Origin of the sequence: Streptomyces sp. 184 (genome assembly GCF_045781775.1) — a bacterium.
GTDB lineage: Bacteria > Actinomycetota > Actinomycetes > Streptomycetales > Streptomycetaceae > Streptomyces.
On sequence record NZ_CP123230.1, the window covers coordinates 6655518 to 6673473 of the forward strand.

The following is a 17956-nucleotide window of genomic DNA, read 5'->3' on the forward strand; positions in this document are numbered from 1 at the left end:
ACGCGGTCGGCGCATGCGGGTATCTTTGACTCAGTCAAAGGAAATTCGCGCGCCAGGAGGTGGGGTTCCGTGACCATCGAGGACATCCGCTCGTTCAACCGCTTCTACACGAATCTGATCGGCGCCCTCGACTACAGCCGCCGGCTCCACACGCCGTACACGCTCACCGAGGCCCGCGTCCTGTACGAGCTGAGCCGCGCCCGGCAGTCCGACGCCGCGGACCTGCGCGGGACGCTCACGCTGGACGCGGGGTATCTGAGCAGGCTGCTCGGCAAGTTCGAGAAGGACGGCCTGATCACGCGCGGGCCGTCGGCGGCCGACGCGCGGCGGCAGCGGGTGGCGCTGACCGCGCGCGGGCGGGAGGCGGCCGATCTGCTGGAGGAGCGCTCGCGGGAGCAGGTGGGGACATTGCTGGCGCAGGTGCCGCCGGCCCGGCGGGCCCGGCTGGCCGCCGCGATGAGCACGGTGCGGGAGCTGCTGGCGGAGTCGGTCGTGCCGAGCCCGGTCGTGGAGGCCGAGCTGCGCGAGCCGGGGCCGGGCGAGCTGGGCTGGATCGTCAAGCGCCACGGCGAGCTGTACGCGCAGGAGTACGGGTGGAACGGGGACTTCGAGGCGCTGGTGGCCCGGATCGTCGCGGACCACGCCGCGCATCGCGACCCGGCGTGCGAGCGCACGTGGATAGCGGACCTCGGCGGCCGGCCGGTCGGCACGGTCATGTGCGTACGGGACGAGGCCCCGGACACGGCGCGGCTGCGGCTGCTGCTGGTCGACCCGGAGGTGCGGGGGCACCGGCTGGGCGCACGGCTGGTCGACGAGTGCGTCCGCTTCGCCCGGGAGGCGGGATACCGGGAGCTGGTGCTGTGGACGAACTCGGTGCTGGAGTCCGCCCGCCGGGTCTACGAGCGGGCCGGGTTCGAGCTGATAGCGGAGAAGCCGCACCACAGCTACGGCGCGGATCTGGTGGGCCAGGACTGGCGGCTGACGCTCTGACGGCTTCCGCCGGGCGGCCGAACGCCCGGGGGCGGGGGCGCGCGGAGGCCGGGTGCGGGCGCGCGGGGCTCGGCGTGCGCGCGGGGCGCGGGCGGGGTGCGAACGGGTGCTTCGGGTGGCCGCCCGCGGGGTTGCCAGGGCCGGTGGGGTCTGATCGACTCACGGCATGCGACTCGCCTTCTCCACTCTCGGCCTGCCCCAGCTCCCGGTCGCCGAGGTGGCCCGGCTCGCCCGTGACGGCGGCTACCAGGGCGTGGAGCTGCGGTGCCACCCCGAGGAGCCTGTGCACACCGGGCTCGGGATCGAGGAGCGGGCCGATGTGGTCGAGGAGTTCGCCGCGGCCGGGGTGGAGATCCTGACGCTGGCGAGCTACGCGGGCGTCGCCGCGGCCGGGGACGACGCGCCGGTGGTCACCGAGATGCGCGAGCTGCTGGCGCTCGCCCGGGACTTGGGCGCCGACCACGTCCGGGTCTTCCCGCACGGCGGTGAACAGCCGGCCGTCGAGGCGGACCCCACCGCCGTCCGGCGGCTCGCCGCCGTGGCCCCGTACGCCGCGGACCTCGGCGTGCGTGTGCTGCTGGAGACGCACGACTCGCACCGCACCGGCGCGGACGTCGCCCGCATCCTGGACCGCGTCGGGCACAAGAGCACCGGCGCGCTGTGGGACGTGATGCTCACCTGGCTCGGGGGTGAGGAGCCGCAGGAGTCGTTCGCGGCGCTCTCCCCGTACCTCGGCTATGTGCAGGTCAAGGACGCGGCGTCGCGCGACGAGCTGGCACCGCTGGCGCTGGGCGAGGGGACGGTGCCGCTGGCGGAGTGCCTGGCGGTGCTGACCGAGGCGGGCTGGGACGGCTGGCTGTGCTGGGAGTACGAGAAGCGCTGGTTCCCCGAGGCCCGGGAGCTGGCGCCGCTGCTGGCCGGGGGACGCGAGCATCTGCTGCGGCTGCTGGCCGACGTGGCCTGAACCCGCGGCGCCCCCGGCGGACGACCGGCACGCCCGGACGCCCGCGACGATGCGCGACCGCACAACTCCGCACCTCGGCGCGGTCCTCGGGGCCGCGGCGCCGGCCGCCTTGTGTCACAGATCGGTTGTGAAACCAAGGGGCCGACTGGCCTAATCCTTACGCTCTTGCCTACGCTGAGGCGCGACTTGCAGTTGCACACGGGGAACGGGGGCTCGATCCGTCATGAAGCTCTGCGCACCGGCGAGTGCTGTGGCACTGGCCATGGCGGTCACGCTGCTGACGTCGTGCGGGTCGTCCGACGACGGCCCGGACCGGATCACCGGCGCGAAGGACTCGACCGAGGAGTCCGGGGACGCCTCCTCCGCCCCGCCCTCCAAGGCCGCGGACAGCGACGCCGACGCACCGGAGTTCGACTACCCCGAGGACGTCACGGTCGAGGTGGAGAACGGACCGGCCGGCGACGCCACCGAGGACGCGGTCCTGCGCGACCACGGCTACGCCGTGCAGTCGATCCGCCTCGGCTACGCGAAGCAGGACCCGCGCCTGGACGTCCTGGAGCGCTACCTCGCCGGCGACGCCCTCGCGGGCTGGCGCGCGGGCATCGACGAGTTCGTCGCGGACGGCAGGACCGTGTCCGGCACCGTGCGTTACTACGACCGCGAGGTCACCTCGCGGAAGGGCGACGTGGCCTCCGTCGAGTACTGCGAGGACCAGACGAACTCGTACGCGAAGATCGCCGACTCCGGCAAGGTGCTGAAGACCGAGCCGAGCCCCGACGACTTCATCCGGCACGTCTCGACCATGCGCAAGACGGCGGACGGCATCTGGCAGATGGTCCACGAGTCCGACGAACAGGGAGCAGCGCAGTGCGGAACCTCCTGAGCACACGGCGAACGGCAGCGGTGTCCCTGGCCGGCGCGGCCCTGGTCCTCGCGGCGACGGTCCCGGCGACGGCGGGCGACGGGACGGGCCAGGGCGACTCCGACACGATCGGCTCCCGGGTGCTGTACAACGCCAGCAGCCCGGGCTCCGGCGAGACCTCGCCCATGACGCCGATCGGCGGGAGCTGGTCACCGCCGGTGTGCTGGTACGAGCCGCGCTACACGCCGGACCAGATGGACGACTACGTCCACGAGAACTTCAACGCCGAGCACAACGCCACCGCGGCCATCTCCGAACTCGTCACCGACGACAGCACCTTCGACCTCCGCAAGGACAAGAAGGGGCTGTGGTGGCAGCTCGTCTACCAGGACGACGGCGTGACGGCCGAGGCGTGCCCGGCGACGAAGTCCTTCATGTTCGTCGGCCCCGACGAGCCCGCGGAGCCGAACACCGACGTGATCGACCCGGAGACCCTGGCCGCGCTCGCGTACAACAAGACCGAGCTGCCCGCGCCGCCGGTGGACCTGAAGCCCAACCCCGACCGCCAGGTCGTGAACCTGGAGACGCACGCCGTGCTCGACCCGGCCGAGTTGCAGCGCGTCTGGGTCACCGCGTACATCGACCCGCCGGGCATGGACCGGATCTCCGCCACCACCGTCGCCACCCCGCAGCGGCTGAGGCTGGAGGCCGGCACGGAGTACGCGGACCCGGACGTCTGTGTGTACGACCTCGTCCGCAGGGGCGGCGGCTTCGCCGTGGACACCGAGGATGCCGGCTGCAACATCACGTACCGCAAGTCCTCGGGCGACGGCACGTACGAGCTGGAAGCCTCGCTCACCTGGAACGTCAACTGGAACCCCAGCGGCGGCCCGGACGGCACGCCCGTGCACGAGGACTTCCCCGACGGGCAGTCGACCACGGAGATCCCGGTGACCGTCAGGGAGATCCAGACGGTGGTGCGCTGACCCGTTCCGCAGGCACCGGGCGGCGTCGCCCGGTGCCGCGGCGCGGCGCTCGTGTCACATCCGGCGCCCCGGCGGGCTCATGTCTCCGAGCCCGGACGAGAGGATGACGTGAGCGATGGAGGAGACCGAGTGGCTGGCCGAGCGGTTCGAGCAGCACCGGCCCCGGTTGCATGCCGTGGCCTACCGGATGCTGGGGTCGCGGGCCGAGGCCGATGACGCCGTTCAGGACGCCTGGCTGCGGCTCTGGCGGTCCGGCGCGGACGGAATCGACAACCTCGGCGGCTGGCTGACCACCGTCGTGGCCAGGGAGTGCCTGCACGCGCTGCGCTCCCGGCGGCGGGAGGAGCCGCGGACCGCCGAGCCGGCCGTGCCGCCGCGCGGCGCTCCCGACCCCGAGCAGGAAGCGCTGCTGGCCGACTCGGTGGGGCTGGCGCTGCTCGTGGTGCTCGACCGGCTCGGCCCGGCCGAGCGGCTGGCGTTCGTGCTGCACGACATGTTCGAGCTGCCCTTCGACGAGATCGCCGGCATCCTCGGCCGTACGCCCGCCGCCACGCGGCAACTGGCCAGCCGGGCACGGCGACGGGTGAACGGCACCGGCGGCACCGGGCCGAACGGCACCGGAGTGCCGGCGCCCGGCCCGGACCTGGCGCGGCAGCGGAAGGTGGTCGACGCCTTCTTCGCGGCATCCCGGGCCGGCGACTTCGACGCCCTCGTCCACATCCTCGACCCCGACGTCGTCCTGACCTCGGACCTGAGGGAAGGCGAGCAGCCCGTCGTCGTCCGCGGCGCGGCGGCCGTGGCCGGGCAGGCCCGCGGCCCGCACGGCGGCCGGCTGCATCCTGTGCTCGTCGACGACACGGTCGGCGCGCTGGTCACCATCGACGACCGGCCGTTCGCCGTGCTGGTGTTCACCGTCGCGGGCGATCGGATCGCCGCCATCCACGGGATCCGCGACCCGGAACGGGTCCGCCGGTTCGCCGCCGCCGCCGGAATCTCCGCGCCGCCTGTCACATCGCCGCCGCGCGAGGGCTCATAGGGCGACAGCTTTCCCGAACATCGAGGAGGACACCGTGACCGCACGGATCCCCGACGCCCACACGTACCTGCCCGAGATCCAGGAGCTGGCCGGCACGATGGTCAGGGCCATCGGCAACGGCTCGGTGCCGCCGGCCACCACCAGCCTGGTCTACCTGCGCGCCGGCCAGCTCGTCGGCAGCACGTACCAGGTGCTGCGGCACACGGCCGACCTGCGCGGGGCAGGTGAGAGCGAGGAGAGGATCGCCTCCGTGGCGACCTGGCGTGACGCGCCGTGCTTCACCGCCGCCGAGCAGGCCGCGCTGGCGCTGACCGACGCCGTTTTCCGCCCCGACGCCCGCGGCGGCGTACGGGTGCCGGACGCCCTGTACGCCGAGGTCGCGGAGCACTACGACGACAAGGCGAGGGCCACCCTGATGCTGGTGCTCGCCTCGGCCGGCTTCTGGATGAGCGTCGCGCTGATCAACCGGCCGGCATACGCGCCGGCCTGACGTCGTCCCGCGGCGGGCGGGGGTCGGACCGGCGGGCGGGGCCGCCCCCGTCCCGCCGCCGGCGCCGCCCGCCGCCCAGCGAGGTCACGGCCACGCCGCCGACCAGCAGCAGCGCCGCCATCCAGCGCAGCCCGGTGATCCCCTCGCCCAGGAACACCGCCGCCGACGACATCCCGGCGACCGGCACCAGCAGCGAGAACGGGGCCACCGTCGAGGCGTCGTACGTACGCAGCAGATAGCCCCACGCGCCGAAGCCGAAGATCGTGGCGACCCACGCGATGAAGACGACCGAGCCGACGCCCGCCCAGTCCAGCGAGCGCAGCGCCGCCCAGTCCCGCTCGGGGCCCTCGAACACCAGCGACAGCGCGAGCAGCGGCAGCACGGGCACGCAGGAGACCCACACCATGAAGCGCAGCCCGTCCGGCGGCGCGGCCTTGCGCATGACGACGTTCGCGATGCCCCAACTGAAGGCCGCGGCGAGCACGATCGCGAACGCCCCCAGCGGCCCCGAAGCCCCTTCGTCCACGGCGGCGAGCGCGACCCCGCACAGCGCCACCCCCATGCCCGCGAGTCTCACCCGCCCCGGCCGCTCCCCCAGCACCACCGCCGCGATGCAGGCGGTGAAGACCGCCTGGATCTGGAGCACCAGGGACGACAGCCCCGGCGGCATCCCCTGCTCCATGCCGATGAACAGCAGCCCGAACTTCGCCACGCCCAGCGCGAGCCCGACCCCCAGGATCCACTTGAACGCCACCTGCGGCCGGCCGACGAAGAAGACCGCGGGCAGCGCCGCCACCAGGAAGCGCAGTGCGGTGAAGAGCAGCGGCGGGAAGTGGTCGAGACCCACGTCGATCACGACGAAGTTCAGGCCCCACAGGAAGGCGACGAGGACGGCGAGTGCGGTGTGCAGCGGGCGCATGCACCCAGGATCGGCCCCGGCAACCGTGAAGCACCAGCACGTATTACTTCATGATTGGATGTAGGAACGCTGAATCCTGGGAGTGGCCATGCTCGATCTGTCCCGGCTCCGTGCCCTGCACGCCGTCGCCGTCCACGGCTCCGTCGGCTCCGCCGCGGCGGCCCTCGGCTACACCCCGTCCGCCGTCTCCCAGCAGATCGCCAAGCTGGAGCGCGAGACCCGGACGCCGCTGCTGGAGCGCCGCGGGCGCGGGGTGACGCTCACCGACGCGGCCCAGCACCTCGTCACCACGGCAGAGCAGTTGCTCTCCCTGGTCGAGGAGGCGGAGACCACGCTGGAGGAGCGCCGCGGCCGGCCCATGGGCCGGCTGACGGTGGCCTGCTTCGCGACCGCCGCCCGCGGGCTGCTGCCCGCGGCGCTGGCCGCGCTCGCCGCCGAGCACCCCGCGCTCGACACCCGCATGCTGGAGGCCGACCCGCACCTCTCCCCCGGCCTGGTCACCCGCGGCGTGGCCGACCTCGCCGTCGCCCACGACTGGGACACCGCCCCGCTGCCCACGCCCGAGGGGATGGAGCTGGCGCCCATCGGCGACGACCTGTGCGACATCTGCGTCCCGGCCGGCCACCCCTTCGCCCGGCGCACCGCACTGACCCGCGCGGATCTCGTGGGCGAGCGGTGGATCTGCCAGCCGCCGGGCTCGACGTGCCACGACTGGCTCGTACGCACCCTGCGCACCTCCGGCCACGAGCCGGATCTCGCCTACCAGGTCGCCGAGTACGCCTCGCAGCTCGCCCTGGTCGCGGCCGGCCTGGGCATCGCGCTGGTGCCGCGGCTGGGCCGCGGGCCGCTGCCGGAGGGGGCGGTCGCGGTGCCGCTGGAGCCGGTGCCCGTGCGGCGGGTGTACGCGCTGTGGCGTACGGGCGCCGCGCGCCGGCCGGCGATCCGGGAGGCGGTGCGGCTGCTCCAGCGGGAGTGGAAGGAACGGGTCGGCGGCTGAGGGCGCGGCCGGGATCCGTCCCGTAGGGCCGGCACGACCCGTCCCGTGGGCCCCACGTGACACGTCCGGCACGAGCCGCGTGGCTCGTCTTGTACGCCCCATGCCCCCCCCGCGTCGTACGGCCGGGCCCGCGGGCGGGGTGGCACCCGCGGGCCCGGCCTGCTCAGCGGCGCCGGCTCACGGCCGGAGCGACTGCTCCCGCAGCTCCTTCTTCGTCACCTTGTCCAGCCCGCTGTCGTACGCCGCCAGCGGCCTCGCCTTCGTGGTGCGGGCCTCGGCCTCGACACCGGCCCAGTCGAGGATCCGCTCGGTGGCACGGGCGCGCTCGGCCTCCGGGAGCTGGCTGACCCGTGCGCCGTGGTTCGCACCGGGCGCGGTGTAGACGTACGAGTCGCGCGCGCCCTTACCGAGGCGGAACGGCTCGGCGCCCCACGGGTCGTTCTCGCCGTAGACGTAGAGCATCCGGTGGGCGTTCTTGCGCACCCACTTGTCGACGTCGTTCATCACCCACGGCTTGAAGCGCATGTCGATGTCGCGCGGCACGAAGTTCCGCGGCGGCTGGTAGCCGTAGCGGCTCAGGTCCTTCAGGTGCGGCAGGCGGATGGTGGGCGCGCCCAGCTCGGTGCCCGCCTGGTAGTAGTACGGCGTGTACGGCGCGAGCCCCTGGTCGGTGTAGAAGGACCAGCCGGCGATGGCGTCGACGTAGTCGTACAGCCCCTGGTCGGAGACGGTGGCGGCGTCCGGCACGTCGGCGCAGTCGGCGGCGGAGCTGTACTGCCAGAAGCCCCACACGAGGTCGAGGACCGTCGCCTCGAACGCCTTGTCCAGGCTGCCCACCGTGGTGAATGTCGCGCCCGTGTCCGCGGCCCAGGCCGCGTACTTCTCCGACAGCGCGTCCCGCCGCACCAGCGCCTCGCGCTGCACGGCTTCGAGCGCGTCCCGGCACTCCTTCGTCCCGACCCGCTCGAAGAACCGGTCGTAGGCCGCGTCCTCCTTGTTCACCACGTCGTTCGGCGCGACGTAGGCGACGACGCCGTCCATGTCACGGGGGTAGAAGCGCTCGTAGTACGTGGCGGTCATCCCGCCCTTGCTGCCGCCGGTGGCCAGCCAGTTCTCGTCGTAGATGTCGTTGAGCGCCCCGAAGATGCGGTGCTGGTCGCTGGCGGCCTGCCAGATGTCGAGCTTCTTCCAGTCCGCGGGGTCGGGCCGGGACGGGGTGAAGAACCGGTACTCCATGGAGACCTGGTTGCCGTCCACGATCTGCGTGGGCTCGCTGCGCGACGGCGTGGTGGAGACGTTGTAGCCGCCGGTGGAGAAGACCGTGGGCCGGTCGGTGTCCTTGTGCAGCACGGTGATCCGCTGCTGGAAGGTCCGGCCGTGCGGCTTCCGGTGGTCGACGGGCTGCGTGTAGTTCAAGACGAAGTAGCGGTAGCCGTCGACGGGCTTCTCCTCGATCAGGCTCATGCCCTTGACCGAGAGGAGCCGGTCCTTGATGTCGGCCTCGTCCGCGGTAGCGGCGCCGACCGGTGAACTGCCCAGCCCTGCCGTGCCGGTGAGCACGGCCAGACTCAGCAGCCATCCGAGCGTCCTGCGCATCTTCCCTCCCCGGGTTCACAATGACCCTCGGAACCTAGCCGCGTTGGCCACGCCGGAGAAGAACGCCGAGCCCACCTGTGGATAACTTCCACGGATTGCACTGCCTCGATTACTCTGAGTAGCGGAATGGACATCTGGGGGCTGGGAAGGCAGGGCCGAGCGATGACGCAGAACCGCCCGGGGGGATTTCGTCGACTGCTGCTCCGGCTATGCCGCCGCGGGTTCCACCGAGCCCGCGTAGGTCCGCCACAGTTCCGCGTACCGGCCGCCGCGGGCGAGCAGCTCCTCGTGGGTGCCGTCCTCGGCGACCCGGCCGTGGTCGAGGACCACGATGCGGTCGGCGCGGGCTGCCGTCGTCAGGCGGTGGGCGACGACCAGGGTCGTGCGGCGGCCCGCGAGGCGGTCGGTGGCGCTGTTGACCGCGGCCTCGGTGGCGAGGTCGAGCGCCGCGGTGGCCTCGTCCAGGAGCAGGATGTCGGGGTCCACGAGCTCGGCGCGGGCCAGGGCGATGAGCTGGCGCTGGCCCGCGGAGAGGTTGCGGCCGCGCTCGGCGACGTCGTGGAGGTAGCCGCCGGACAGCGAGGCGATCATGTCGTGGGCGCCGACGGCGCGCGCGGCGGCCTCGACCCGGGCGTCGGAGGCGTCGGGGCGGCCGTAGGCGATGGCGTCGCGCACGGTGCCGGAGAAGAGGTACGACTCCTGGGGGACGACGCCGAGGCGGTGGCGGTAGCCGGTGAGGTCGAGTTCGCGCAGGTCGGTGCCGTCGACTCGGACGGCGCCGCGGGTCGGGTCGTAGAACCGGGCGGCGAGCTTGACCAGCGTCGACTTCCCGGCGCCGGTCTCGCCGACGAACGCGACGGTCTGGCCCGCCGGGATCGTGAGGTCCAGCCCGCTCAGCGCCGCCTCGGCGGCGCCCTTCGCCTGCCCGTCGTACGCGAAGTGCACGTCGTGGAAGGCGATCTCGCCGCTCAGCTTCCCGACCGGCCGCGGCTGCGCGGGCGGCGGCGTGGAGGGCTTCTCGTGCAGGAGTTCCTGGATGCGGCCGAGCGCGACGGCCGCCTGCTGGTAGCCGTCGAAGACCTGGGAGAGCTGCTGCACGGGGGCGAAGAACAGATCGATGTACAGCAGGTACGCCACGAGCGCCCCGGCGGACAGGGTGCCCGCGGCCACCCGGTCAGAGCCGACCGCCAGCACGCCGACGGTGGCGAAGGAGGCGAGGAGCTGGACGAACGGGAAGTAGACCGAGATGAGCCACTGGCCCCGGACCCGGGCCGTGCGGTAACCGTCGCTGCGCTCGGCGAACCGTGCGGCGCCGCCGTCCTCGCGCCGGAACGCCTGCACGATGCGCAGCCCGGCGACCGACTCCTGGAGGTCGCCGTTGACGACGCTGACGCGCTCGCGCGCCAGCTCGTACGCCTTGACGCTCTGCCGGCGGAAGAAGAACGTGCCGACGATCAGCGGCGGCAGCGTGGCGAAGACGATCAGGGCGAGCTGGAGGTCGATGACCAGCAGCGCGACCAGGATGCCGAAGAAGGTGAGCAGCGAGACGACGGCGGTGACCAGGCCGGTCTGGAGGAACGTGGACAGGGCGTCCACGTCCGTGGTCATCCGGGTCATGATCTTCCCGGTCAGATGGCGCTCGTAGTAGTCGAGGCCGAGCCGCTGGAGCTGGGCGAAGATCTTGACGCGCAGGGCGTAGAGCACGCGCTCGCCGGTGCGGCCGGTGAGCCGGGTGGCGCCGACCTGGGCGGCCCACTGCCCGAGCACCACGGCCAGCGCGAGGCCCGCCGCGGTCCACACGGCGCCGAGGGAGAGCTGCTGGACGCCGTTGTCGATGCCGTGCCGGATGAGGACGGGCAGCAGCAGCCCGGCGATCGCGTCGCCGGCGACGAAGAGCAGGGCGACGGCCAGCGGTGCGCCGAAGCCGCGCAGCAGGCGGCGCAGCCCGTAGGACTTCTCCGGCGCCTCGGCGTGGTCCTCGTCGACCTCGGGGGCGTCGGTGGCGGGCGGCAGGGCGGCGACCTTGGCGAGCAGTTCGGGGCTGCCGGGCGAGCCGGCGAGCATGCCGGCGAAGCCGGAGGGGTCGCCGGCCGAGGCCGTGGAGTTGCCGCCGGCGGCGGCGCTCTCCTCCCCGGTCTCCTTGCGCACCCACAGGCCGGGGGTGATCCCGTCGACGCTGGCGTGGGTGTCGGCGGCGACCTGGCCGGCGGGGTCGCGCTCGCGGTCCGCCAGCTCGTCCGGGTCCGTCAGCAGCCGGCGGTACAGGGAGCAGCGGGCCTGGAGTTCCTCGTGGGTGCCGACGTCGACCAGCCGGCCGCCGTCGAGGACGGCGATGCGGTCGGCGAGCGCCAGGGTGGACTGCCGGTGGGCGATGAGCAGGGTGGTGCGGCCGGCCATGACGCTCTTCAGCGCCTCGTGGATCTCGTGCTCGACGCGGGCGTCGACCGCGGAGGTGGCGTCGTCCAGGAGCAGCAGCCGGGGGTCGGTGAGGATCGCGCGGGCCAGTGCGATGCGCTGGCGCTGGCCGCCGGAGAGGGTCATGCCCTGCTCGCCGACGACGGTGTCGTAGCCCTCCGGGAGGCCGGCGTCCGTGCCGCCGTCCCCGCCCCCGTCCCCTTCACCGTCGCCGTCACCGTCGGGACCGGCGCCGTTGCCCAGGGCGGTGATGAAGCCGTCGGCCTGTGCGGCGCGGGCGGCGGTGCGGATCTCCGCGTCGGTCGCGTCGGGCTTGCCGTAGGCGATGTTGTCCCGGATGGACTCGGAGAACAGGAAGCTGTTCTCGGGGACGAGCCCGATGGCCGCGCGCAGGGAGGGCAGCGTCAGGTCGCGGACGTCGTGGCCGCCGATGCGGACGGCGCCGCCGTCCGGCGCGACGTCGTAGTAGCGGGGGATCAGCATCGACAGCGTCGACTTGCCGCTGCCGGAGGCGCCGACGACCGCCATCGTCTCGCCGGGCTCGACGCGCAGCGACAGCCGGTCGAGGACCGGGTGGCCGGGGTCGTAGCCGAAGGTCACGTCGTCGAACTCGACGTCGGCGGAGGCGTCGGCCGGCAGTTCGTGTGCGCCGGGCCGGTCGGACAGCTCCGGCTCGGTGTCGATCAGCTCGTAGACCCGCTCCACGCCCGCGCGGGCCTGCTGGCCGACGGTGAGCATCATCGCGAGCATCCGGACCGGGCCGACGAGCTGGGCGAGATAGGTGGAGAAGGCGACGAAGGTGCCGAGGGTGATCTCCCCGCGGGTGGCCATCCAGCCGCCGAGCGCGAGCATGCCGACCTGGCCGAGAGAGGGCACGGCCTGGAGGGCGGGGGTGTAGCGGGCGTTCATGCGGACGGTGCGCAGCCGGGCCGCGTAGAGCTTGCGGCTGATGGCGCGGAGCTTGCCGGTCTCCTGCCGCTCCTGGCCGAAGCCCTTGACCACGCGGACGCCGCCGACGGCGCCGTCCACGACGGAGGCGACGGTGCCGGCCTGCTGCTGGGCGTACCAGGTGGCGGGGAACAGGCGGGTGCGGCTGCGGTTGGCGATCCACCACAGAGCGGGGGCGACGCCGAGGGCGACGAGGGTGAGCGTCGGGGAGAGCACGACCATGACGACCAGGGAGACCGCGAAGAGCAGCACGTTGCCGATCATCATCGGGATCATGAAGAGCAGGCCCTGGACGAGCTGGAGGTCGGTGGTGCCGCGGCCGACGACCTGGCCGGTGGACAGCTCGTCCTGGCGGCGGCCGTCGAGCCGGACGATCGCGTCGTACATCTCGGTGCGCAGGTCGTGCTGCACGTCGAGGGCGAGCCGGCCGCCGTAGTAGCGCCGGACATAGGTGAGGCCGTAGACGGCGAGGGCGGCGACGACCATGAGGACGGCCAGGGGTGCGAGCGGGCGGTCGCCGGAGACGATCACGTCGTCGATGATCAGCTTGGGGATGAGCGGAACGAGGGCCATGATGCCCATCCCGGCGAGGGAGGCGCCGAGCGAGAGCAGGACGTTGCGGCGATAGCGCAGACAGTGGCGGACCAGCCGCCGCGCCCAGCCGTCGGATCCGCTCCGCGGGGGCGCCTGTGCCGGGGTCCCGTCCGTCTGCTCCGCTGGGGTCTCGTCCGATGGGGTCCGCGCCGCAGGGATCTTCCCCGATGGTTCCGCCACCGGCCGCCTCCGCCTCAGTGTCGATCGTCCTGGTCCAGGATCGACAACCTACGGGCGCCGGGATTTGTTTCTCGGGTGCGTACGGAATGTTGCGCGCGGCCGGGCGCGGGCGCCCCGGCGCAGGTCAGGCCACCGCCTGCAACTGGGGCGGGCTGCTGCCGGTGAGCACCTCGACGAGTACCAGTAACCGGGTGAGGGGCTGTTCGACGCCGTGTTCCTCCGCCGGCGCGGCCGGCCTGCCGCCCTCGGAAAAGCGGGCCCAGACGGCCTTGCCGTAGGGGCCCGGCTCGCTCCAGCCCCAACTGTCGCTGAGACACTCCACGATCTGCATGCCGCGGCCGGACTCCGCGAGGGGGTCGGCGACGCAGACCCGCGGGACGCCGGTCCCGGGGTCGAAGACCGCGCAGACGACCTCCGAGCCGCGGCGCAGCAGACTGAGGACTACGGGGTGGGGGGCCTGGCTCCAGGACGGTTCGCAGAGACCGTGCCGCAGCGCGTTGGCCACCAGCTCCGAGGCGACGGCGGCGACGTCGTCGACGAGGTCCTCCAGCAGCCACCCGCGGAGCGTCGCCCGGGCGACGTTGCGGGCGATGGATATGGACCGGGGGTCGTCTTCGAGCGTGCACGCTGCGAACTCGGAGGCAGTCACCCACCCTTCAGCCGGTGCGGTCATCTCCAACTCCCCAGTCTCACGTGCACGTTGATGAAACAGGTTGCGATGCCATAGTGATCGATGTGCACTTGCCGCTGCAAGTACGGATGCAATTTCATTCGCAAGAACAGGTGCACGTACATTGGTGTCGCGGTCACAGAAGGAGACAGGATGCAGCAGGTCATGAACGGTGTACCGGCGGATCAACTGGCCGGAATCACCTGGCGAAAGAGCCGATTCAGCAATCCGAACGGCGAGTGCGTGGAGGTCGCCGGGCTCCCCGGAGGGGACATCGCCATGCGCAACTCACGCGATCCGGGCGGACCTGCCCTCATCTACACACAGGCGGAGATCACCGCCTTCCTGCTCGGCGCGAAGGACGGCCAGTTCGACGATCTGATCGTCAACGGAGCGCCGAGAGACCCTGGTTGAACTCCGTAGTAGCTGTACACCGAAGCCTTCACGGTGAGAGACTGAGCGGTCAATTCACACACCGCGGGACAGGGGCAGGCCAGATGTCAGCGTCACCGGAGCAGACTTCATCGGTACGCAGGGCACTCTCTCAGCAGCATGGAGGGCCCACGGTTCTTCGCATCCTGCTGGGCACACACCTGCGTCGGCTCCGGGAGGCGGCCGGCGTCTCCCGTGAGGCAGCCGGTGATGCGATCCGGGCCTCGCACGCCAAAATCAGCCGCCTTGAGCTGGGACGGGTGGGGTACAAGGAGCGCGACGTCTCCGACCTCCTCTCCCTCTACGGCGTCACGGACGAGCAGGAGCGCTCCGAGTTCCTGGCCCTCGCCCGCCGCGCCAGCTCGCCGGGCTGGTGGCAGAAGTACGGCGACGTGCTGCCGGGCTGGTTCGAGACGCTGCTCGGCCTCGAAGAGGCCGCGGGCCTGATCCGTAACTACCAGGTCCAGTTCGTCCCCGGGCTGCTCCAGACCGCGGACTACGCCCGCGCCGTCACGCTGCTGGCCAACGCCGGCGCTGCCGAGCAGGAGATCCGGCGCAAGGTCGACGTGCGGCTGCGCCGCCAGCAGGTGCTGGACCGGCCGGACGCGCCGAAGCTGTGGGTCGTCGTGGACGAAGCCGCGCTGCGCCGCCCGCTGGGCGGGGCGGACGTGATGCGGGGCCAGGTCAGGCACCTGCTGGAGATGGGCACGCGGAAGAACATCACGATCCAGATCGCGCCCTTCGACATCGGCGGCCTCGCGGCGGCCGGTGGACCTATACACATCATGCGCTTCACCGAGCCGGACCTGCCCGACGTCGTCTATCTGGAGCAGCTCACCAGCGCGCTCTACCTGGACAAGCCGGACGAGGTGGAGAACTACAAGCTGGTCATGGACCGGCTCTGCGCCACGGCCGAGACCCACGCGGGCAGCATGCGGATACTGGAGCGGCTGGCCGACGAGTTCTGACGGACTCCCGGCCCACACAGCATCAGAGGATCAGGCGCGGCGGCGCCTGGTCCGTCGTGCGCTGGTCCGCGCCCCGCTCGTCGGCGATCTGCCGGGACATCAGCGTCGTCAGCTCGTACGCCGTATGCGAGGCGGCCACCGACGTCATCTCGGCGTGGTCGTACGCCGGCGCCACCTCCACCAGGTCCGCGGAGACCAGCCGGCAGCCCGCCAGCCCGCGCAGGATCTCCAGCAGCTCGCGCGAGGTGAGCCCGCCGGCCTCCGGGGTGCCGGTGCCCGGGGCGTGCGCCGGGTCCAGGACGTCGATGTCGACGGACACGTACAGCGGCCGGTCCCCGATCCGCTGCCGCAGTTGGTCGGTGACCTCGTCCACGCCGCGGCGCATCACATCGGCCGAGGTGACGATGCCGAAGCCCATCTTCTCGTCGTCGTCCAGATCCTTGCGCCCGTAGAGCGGGCCGCGGATGCCGACGTGCGAGAGCGCCTCGGTGTCGACCACGCCCTCCTCCACCGCGCGCCGGAAGGGCGTGCCGTGGGTGTACGCGGCGCCGAAGTAGGTGTCCCAGGTGTCCAGGTGCGCGTCGAAGTGCAGCAGGGCGACCGGCCCGTGCCGGCGGGCGACCGCGCGGAGCAGCGGCAGCGCGATGGTGTGGTCGCCGCCGAGGGTCATCAGCCGGGCGCCGGTGGCCAGCAGTTCGTCGGCGGCGCCCTCGACGGTGGCCACCGCCTCGCCGATGTCGAAGGGGTTGACCGCGATGTCGCCCGCGTCCGCGACCTGGGCAAGCGCGAAGGGCGCGGCGTCCTGCGCCGGGTTGTACGGGCGCAGCAGCCGGGACGCCTCGCGGATCGCGTTGCCACCGAAGCGGGCGCCCGGACGGTAGGAGACGCCGCTGTCGAACGGGACGCCGACGACGGCGACGTCCGTACGCCCCACCTCGTCCAGGCGGGGCAGCCGGGCGAAGGTCGCCGGGCCCGCGTAGCGCGGGACGCGGGAGGAGTCGACGGGGCCGCGAGGGGTGCCGGTGCTGCTCATGCCTTCGACCATAAGCGCAGGGCAGCGCGGAGGCCGCTGTACAGAATGGACACCTGCGCCCCCGTACATGTGTCCGGGTGACAATGACACCATGGCACCCATGTCCCTGCCTGACGCACCCAGCCGCCCCGACCTCGTCGACCACCTCGTACGCACCAGGATCGCGGGCGACGTCGCCACGCCCCGCGAGGGAAACCTGCGCCACTACCGCGAGCTGAGCCAGGGCAACCTGCGCTACTGGCTCGGCCTCGACCTCGGCGACCGCTGGACGGACGAGCGCGACGTGCTGGCCGTCATGGCCGAGCGGGTCGGCGTCGTCGCCGACCCCGCGCACACCCACGGCCAGGACCGTATCGACCCGGAGCTGACCGTGGACGGCCTGGACCGGATGGCGGCCGAGCTGCGCAAGGCCGCCGAGGGCCGGCAGCGGGTGCTGCTGGCGACCGGCCACCCCGGCGGGCTGCTTGAGGTGCACAGCAGGACGGCGGCGGCGCTGCGCGCGGCGGGCTGCGACATCGTCACGGTGCCGCCGGGGCTGCGGGCGGACGAGGGCGACGACGGGACGTACGGCAACGTCCAGCAGTTCTGCGACGTGGCCGTGCTGGAGCGGGGCGCGACGCTGTGGCACACGCACGCGCCGCAGCCGGTGCGGCGGATCCTCGACGCGCTGGAGCGGGCCGGCGAGCCGCTGCCGGACCTGGTGGTCGCCGACCACGGCTGGGCGGGCGGGGCCGCGCAGCGCGGTGTGCACGCCGTGGGGTACGCGGACTGCAACGACCCGGCGCTGTTCCTCGGCGAGGCCGAGGGCACGCTCGCGGTGGCCGTGCCGCTGGACGACCACGTCACGGATCCGGGGGCGTACCCGCTGCTGACGGCGTACCTGCTGGCGGCGGCGGGGCTGGAGCTGCCGTAGCCCGGCGGCTCGGGCACGTGAGCGCTCGTGCTGCCGATGGCGCGGTGCGGCGTCCGCGGCGTCAGGCGCGCGGGACGCGGATCACGCCCTCCTGGATCACCGACGCCGCCAGCCGCCCGTCGCGGGTGAAGATCCGCCCCTCGCTCAGCCCGCGCCCGCCCTGCGACGTCGGCGACTCCTGGTCGTACAGCAGCCACTCGTCCGCCCGGAACGGCCGGTGGAACCACATCGCGTGGTCCAGGCTGGCGCCCACCACGTCCCCGACGGCCCAGCCGCCGCGGCCGTGCGCGAGCAGCACGGAGTCGAGCAGCGTCATGTCCGAGACGTACGTCATGAGGCAGACGTGCAGCAGCGGGGTGTCGATGGCGCCGGCGAGCTTGCCGTTCGTACGGAACCACACCTGCGAGCGCGGCTCCCGCGGAACCCCGACCTCGCCCCACGGCGGCGGCGCGACGTACCGCAGGTCGACCGCGGCGCGCGCCTCCAGCAGCCGGGGCGCGAGGGAGGGGTCGAGGAAGTTGACGGCGTAGCGCGGCATCGCCTCCTCGGCGGTGGGCAGCGTCTCCGGGTCGGGCGCCGGCGGCATGGGCACCTGGTGCGCCAGGCCCTCCTCGTGGATCTGGAACGACGCCGAGAGGTGGAAGATCGGCTGGCCGTGCTGGACGGCGACGACCCGGCGGGTGGTGAAGGAGCGGCCGTCGCGGATGCGGTCGACGGTGTAGACGATGGGGGCGCCGGGGTCGCCGGGGCGCAGGAAGTAGGCGTGCAGCGAGTGCGGCGGCCGGTCGGCGGGCACGGTGCGGCCGGCGGCGACCAGCGCCTGCGCGGCGACCTGCCCGCCGAAGACGCGCGGGACGACGGCGGCGCGGGAGTGGCCGCGGTAGATGTCCTGCTCGATCTGCTCCAGGTCCAGCAGTTCGACCAGCGCGGTGAGTGCGGCGTCGTCCATGGGCCGAGTCTCGC

The 17956-nt window shown here is 72.9% G+C and carries 16 protein-coding genes; 10 read left to right on the forward strand and 6 right to left on the reverse strand.

Going from position 1 to position 17956, the window contains the following annotated elements:
* The first annotated feature begins 69 nt into the window (after positions 1–69).
* From QBL21_RS28250 to QBL21_RS28275, 6 genes are all read left to right on the forward strand, one after another.
* Positions 70–990 (forward strand): GNAT family N-acetyltransferase, encoded by a 921-nt coding sequence (locus tag QBL21_RS28250; RefSeq protein ID WP_407565057.1) that lies wholly within the window; start codon positions 70–72, stop codon positions 988–990.
* A gap of 166 nt (positions 991–1156) precedes the next feature.
* Positions 1157–1954, forward strand: coding sequence for a sugar phosphate isomerase/epimerase family protein (locus tag QBL21_RS28255; RefSeq protein WP_407565058.1), 798 nt, complete (start codon positions 1157–1159; stop codon positions 1952–1954).
* Positions 1955–2204: 250 nt separating this feature from the next.
* Entirely contained in the window at positions 2205–2837 is a 633-nt protein-coding gene (locus QBL21_RS28260) for a hypothetical protein (RefSeq protein WP_407565059.1), read from the forward strand.
* Positions 2822–3802 carry a hypothetical protein gene (locus tag QBL21_RS28265; protein WP_407565060.1) on the forward strand — a complete coding sequence of 327 codons (981 nt, stop codon included), beginning with the start codon at positions 2822–2824 and terminating at the stop codon, positions 3800–3802. The genes QBL21_RS28260 and QBL21_RS28265 overlap by 16 nt, the downstream gene beginning before the upstream one ends.
* A 115-nt stretch (positions 3803–3917) precedes the next feature.
* Positions 3918–4838 (forward strand): sigma-70 family RNA polymerase sigma factor, encoded by a 921-nt coding sequence (locus tag QBL21_RS28270; protein ID WP_407565061.1) that lies wholly within the window; start codon positions 3918–3920, stop codon positions 4836–4838.
* A 34-nt stretch (positions 4839–4872) separates the two neighbouring features.
* Entirely contained in the window at positions 4873–5328 is a 456-nt protein-coding gene (locus tag QBL21_RS28275; RefSeq protein WP_407565062.1) for a carboxymuconolactone decarboxylase family protein, read from the forward strand.
* Here QBL21_RS28275 and QBL21_RS28280 read toward each other — a convergent pair.
* A complete protein-coding gene (locus QBL21_RS28280) occupies positions 5300–6247 on the reverse strand; it encodes an EamA family transporter (RefSeq protein ID WP_407565063.1) in 948 nt (315 codons plus the stop codon). The genes QBL21_RS28275 and QBL21_RS28280 overlap by 29 nt on opposite strands.
* Before the next feature lie 88 nt (positions 6248–6335).
* Between QBL21_RS28280 and QBL21_RS28285 the strand changes: the two genes are divergently transcribed.
* Entirely contained in the window at positions 6336–7244 is a 909-nt protein-coding gene (locus QBL21_RS28285; RefSeq protein ID WP_407565064.1) for a LysR family transcriptional regulator, read from the forward strand.
* 177 nt (positions 7245–7421) lie between these two features.
* Here QBL21_RS28285 and QBL21_RS28290 read toward each other — a convergent pair whose 3' ends face one another.
* The 3 genes from QBL21_RS28290 to QBL21_RS28300 form a co-directional block, all read right to left on the reverse strand.
* Positions 7422–8840 (reverse strand): S28 family serine protease, encoded by a 1419-nt coding sequence (locus tag QBL21_RS28290; protein ID WP_407565065.1) that lies wholly within the window; start codon positions 8838–8840, stop codon positions 7422–7424.
* A 207-nt stretch (positions 8841–9047) separates the two neighbouring features.
* Positions 9048–12851, reverse strand: a complete 3804-nt coding sequence (locus QBL21_RS28295; RefSeq protein WP_407566590.1) for an ABC transporter ATP-binding protein — start codon at positions 12849–12851, stop codon at positions 9048–9050.
* Between the two features lie 250 nt (positions 12852–13101).
* Positions 13102–13626, reverse strand: a complete 525-nt coding sequence (locus QBL21_RS28300; protein WP_407565066.1) for an ATP-binding protein — start codon at positions 13624–13626, stop codon at positions 13102–13104.
* A gap of 174 nt (positions 13627–13800) precedes the next feature.
* On the opposite strand from QBL21_RS28300, the gene QBL21_RS28305 reads away from it, so the two are divergent.
* Entirely contained in the window at positions 13801–14061 is a 261-nt protein-coding gene (locus QBL21_RS28305) for a DUF397 domain-containing protein (RefSeq protein ID WP_407565067.1), read from the forward strand.
* A gap of 83 nt (positions 14062–14144) precedes the next feature.
* Positions 14145–15047: a helix-turn-helix domain-containing protein gene (locus tag QBL21_RS28310; protein WP_407565068.1), complete on the forward strand. Its 903-nt coding sequence runs from the start codon at positions 14145–14147 to the stop codon at positions 15045–15047.
* Positions 15048–15069: 22 nt separating this feature from the next.
* Here the strand turns inward: QBL21_RS28310 and speB are convergent, their stop codons facing one another.
* Positions 15070–16080: an agmatinase gene (gene speB, locus QBL21_RS28315; RefSeq protein ID WP_407565069.1), complete on the reverse strand. Its 1011-nt coding sequence runs from the start codon at positions 16078–16080 to the stop codon at positions 15070–15072.
* Positions 16081–16171: 91 nt separating this feature from the next.
* Between speB and QBL21_RS28320 the strand changes: the two genes are divergently transcribed.
* On the forward strand, positions 16172–16993 hold the full coding sequence (locus tag QBL21_RS28320) for a phosphatase (protein ID WP_407565070.1): 822 nt from the start codon (positions 16172–16174) through the stop codon (positions 16991–16993).
* A gap of 61 nt (positions 16994–17054) precedes the next feature.
* Here the strand turns inward: QBL21_RS28320 and QBL21_RS28325 are convergent, their stop codons facing one another.
* The gene (locus tag QBL21_RS28325; protein ID WP_407565071.1) at positions 17055–17942 is read right to left on the reverse strand and encodes an acyl-CoA thioesterase; all 888 of its coding nucleotides are present in this window, start codon (positions 17940–17942) and stop codon (positions 17055–17057) included.
* Between the last annotated feature and the right edge of the window lie 14 nt (positions 17943–17956).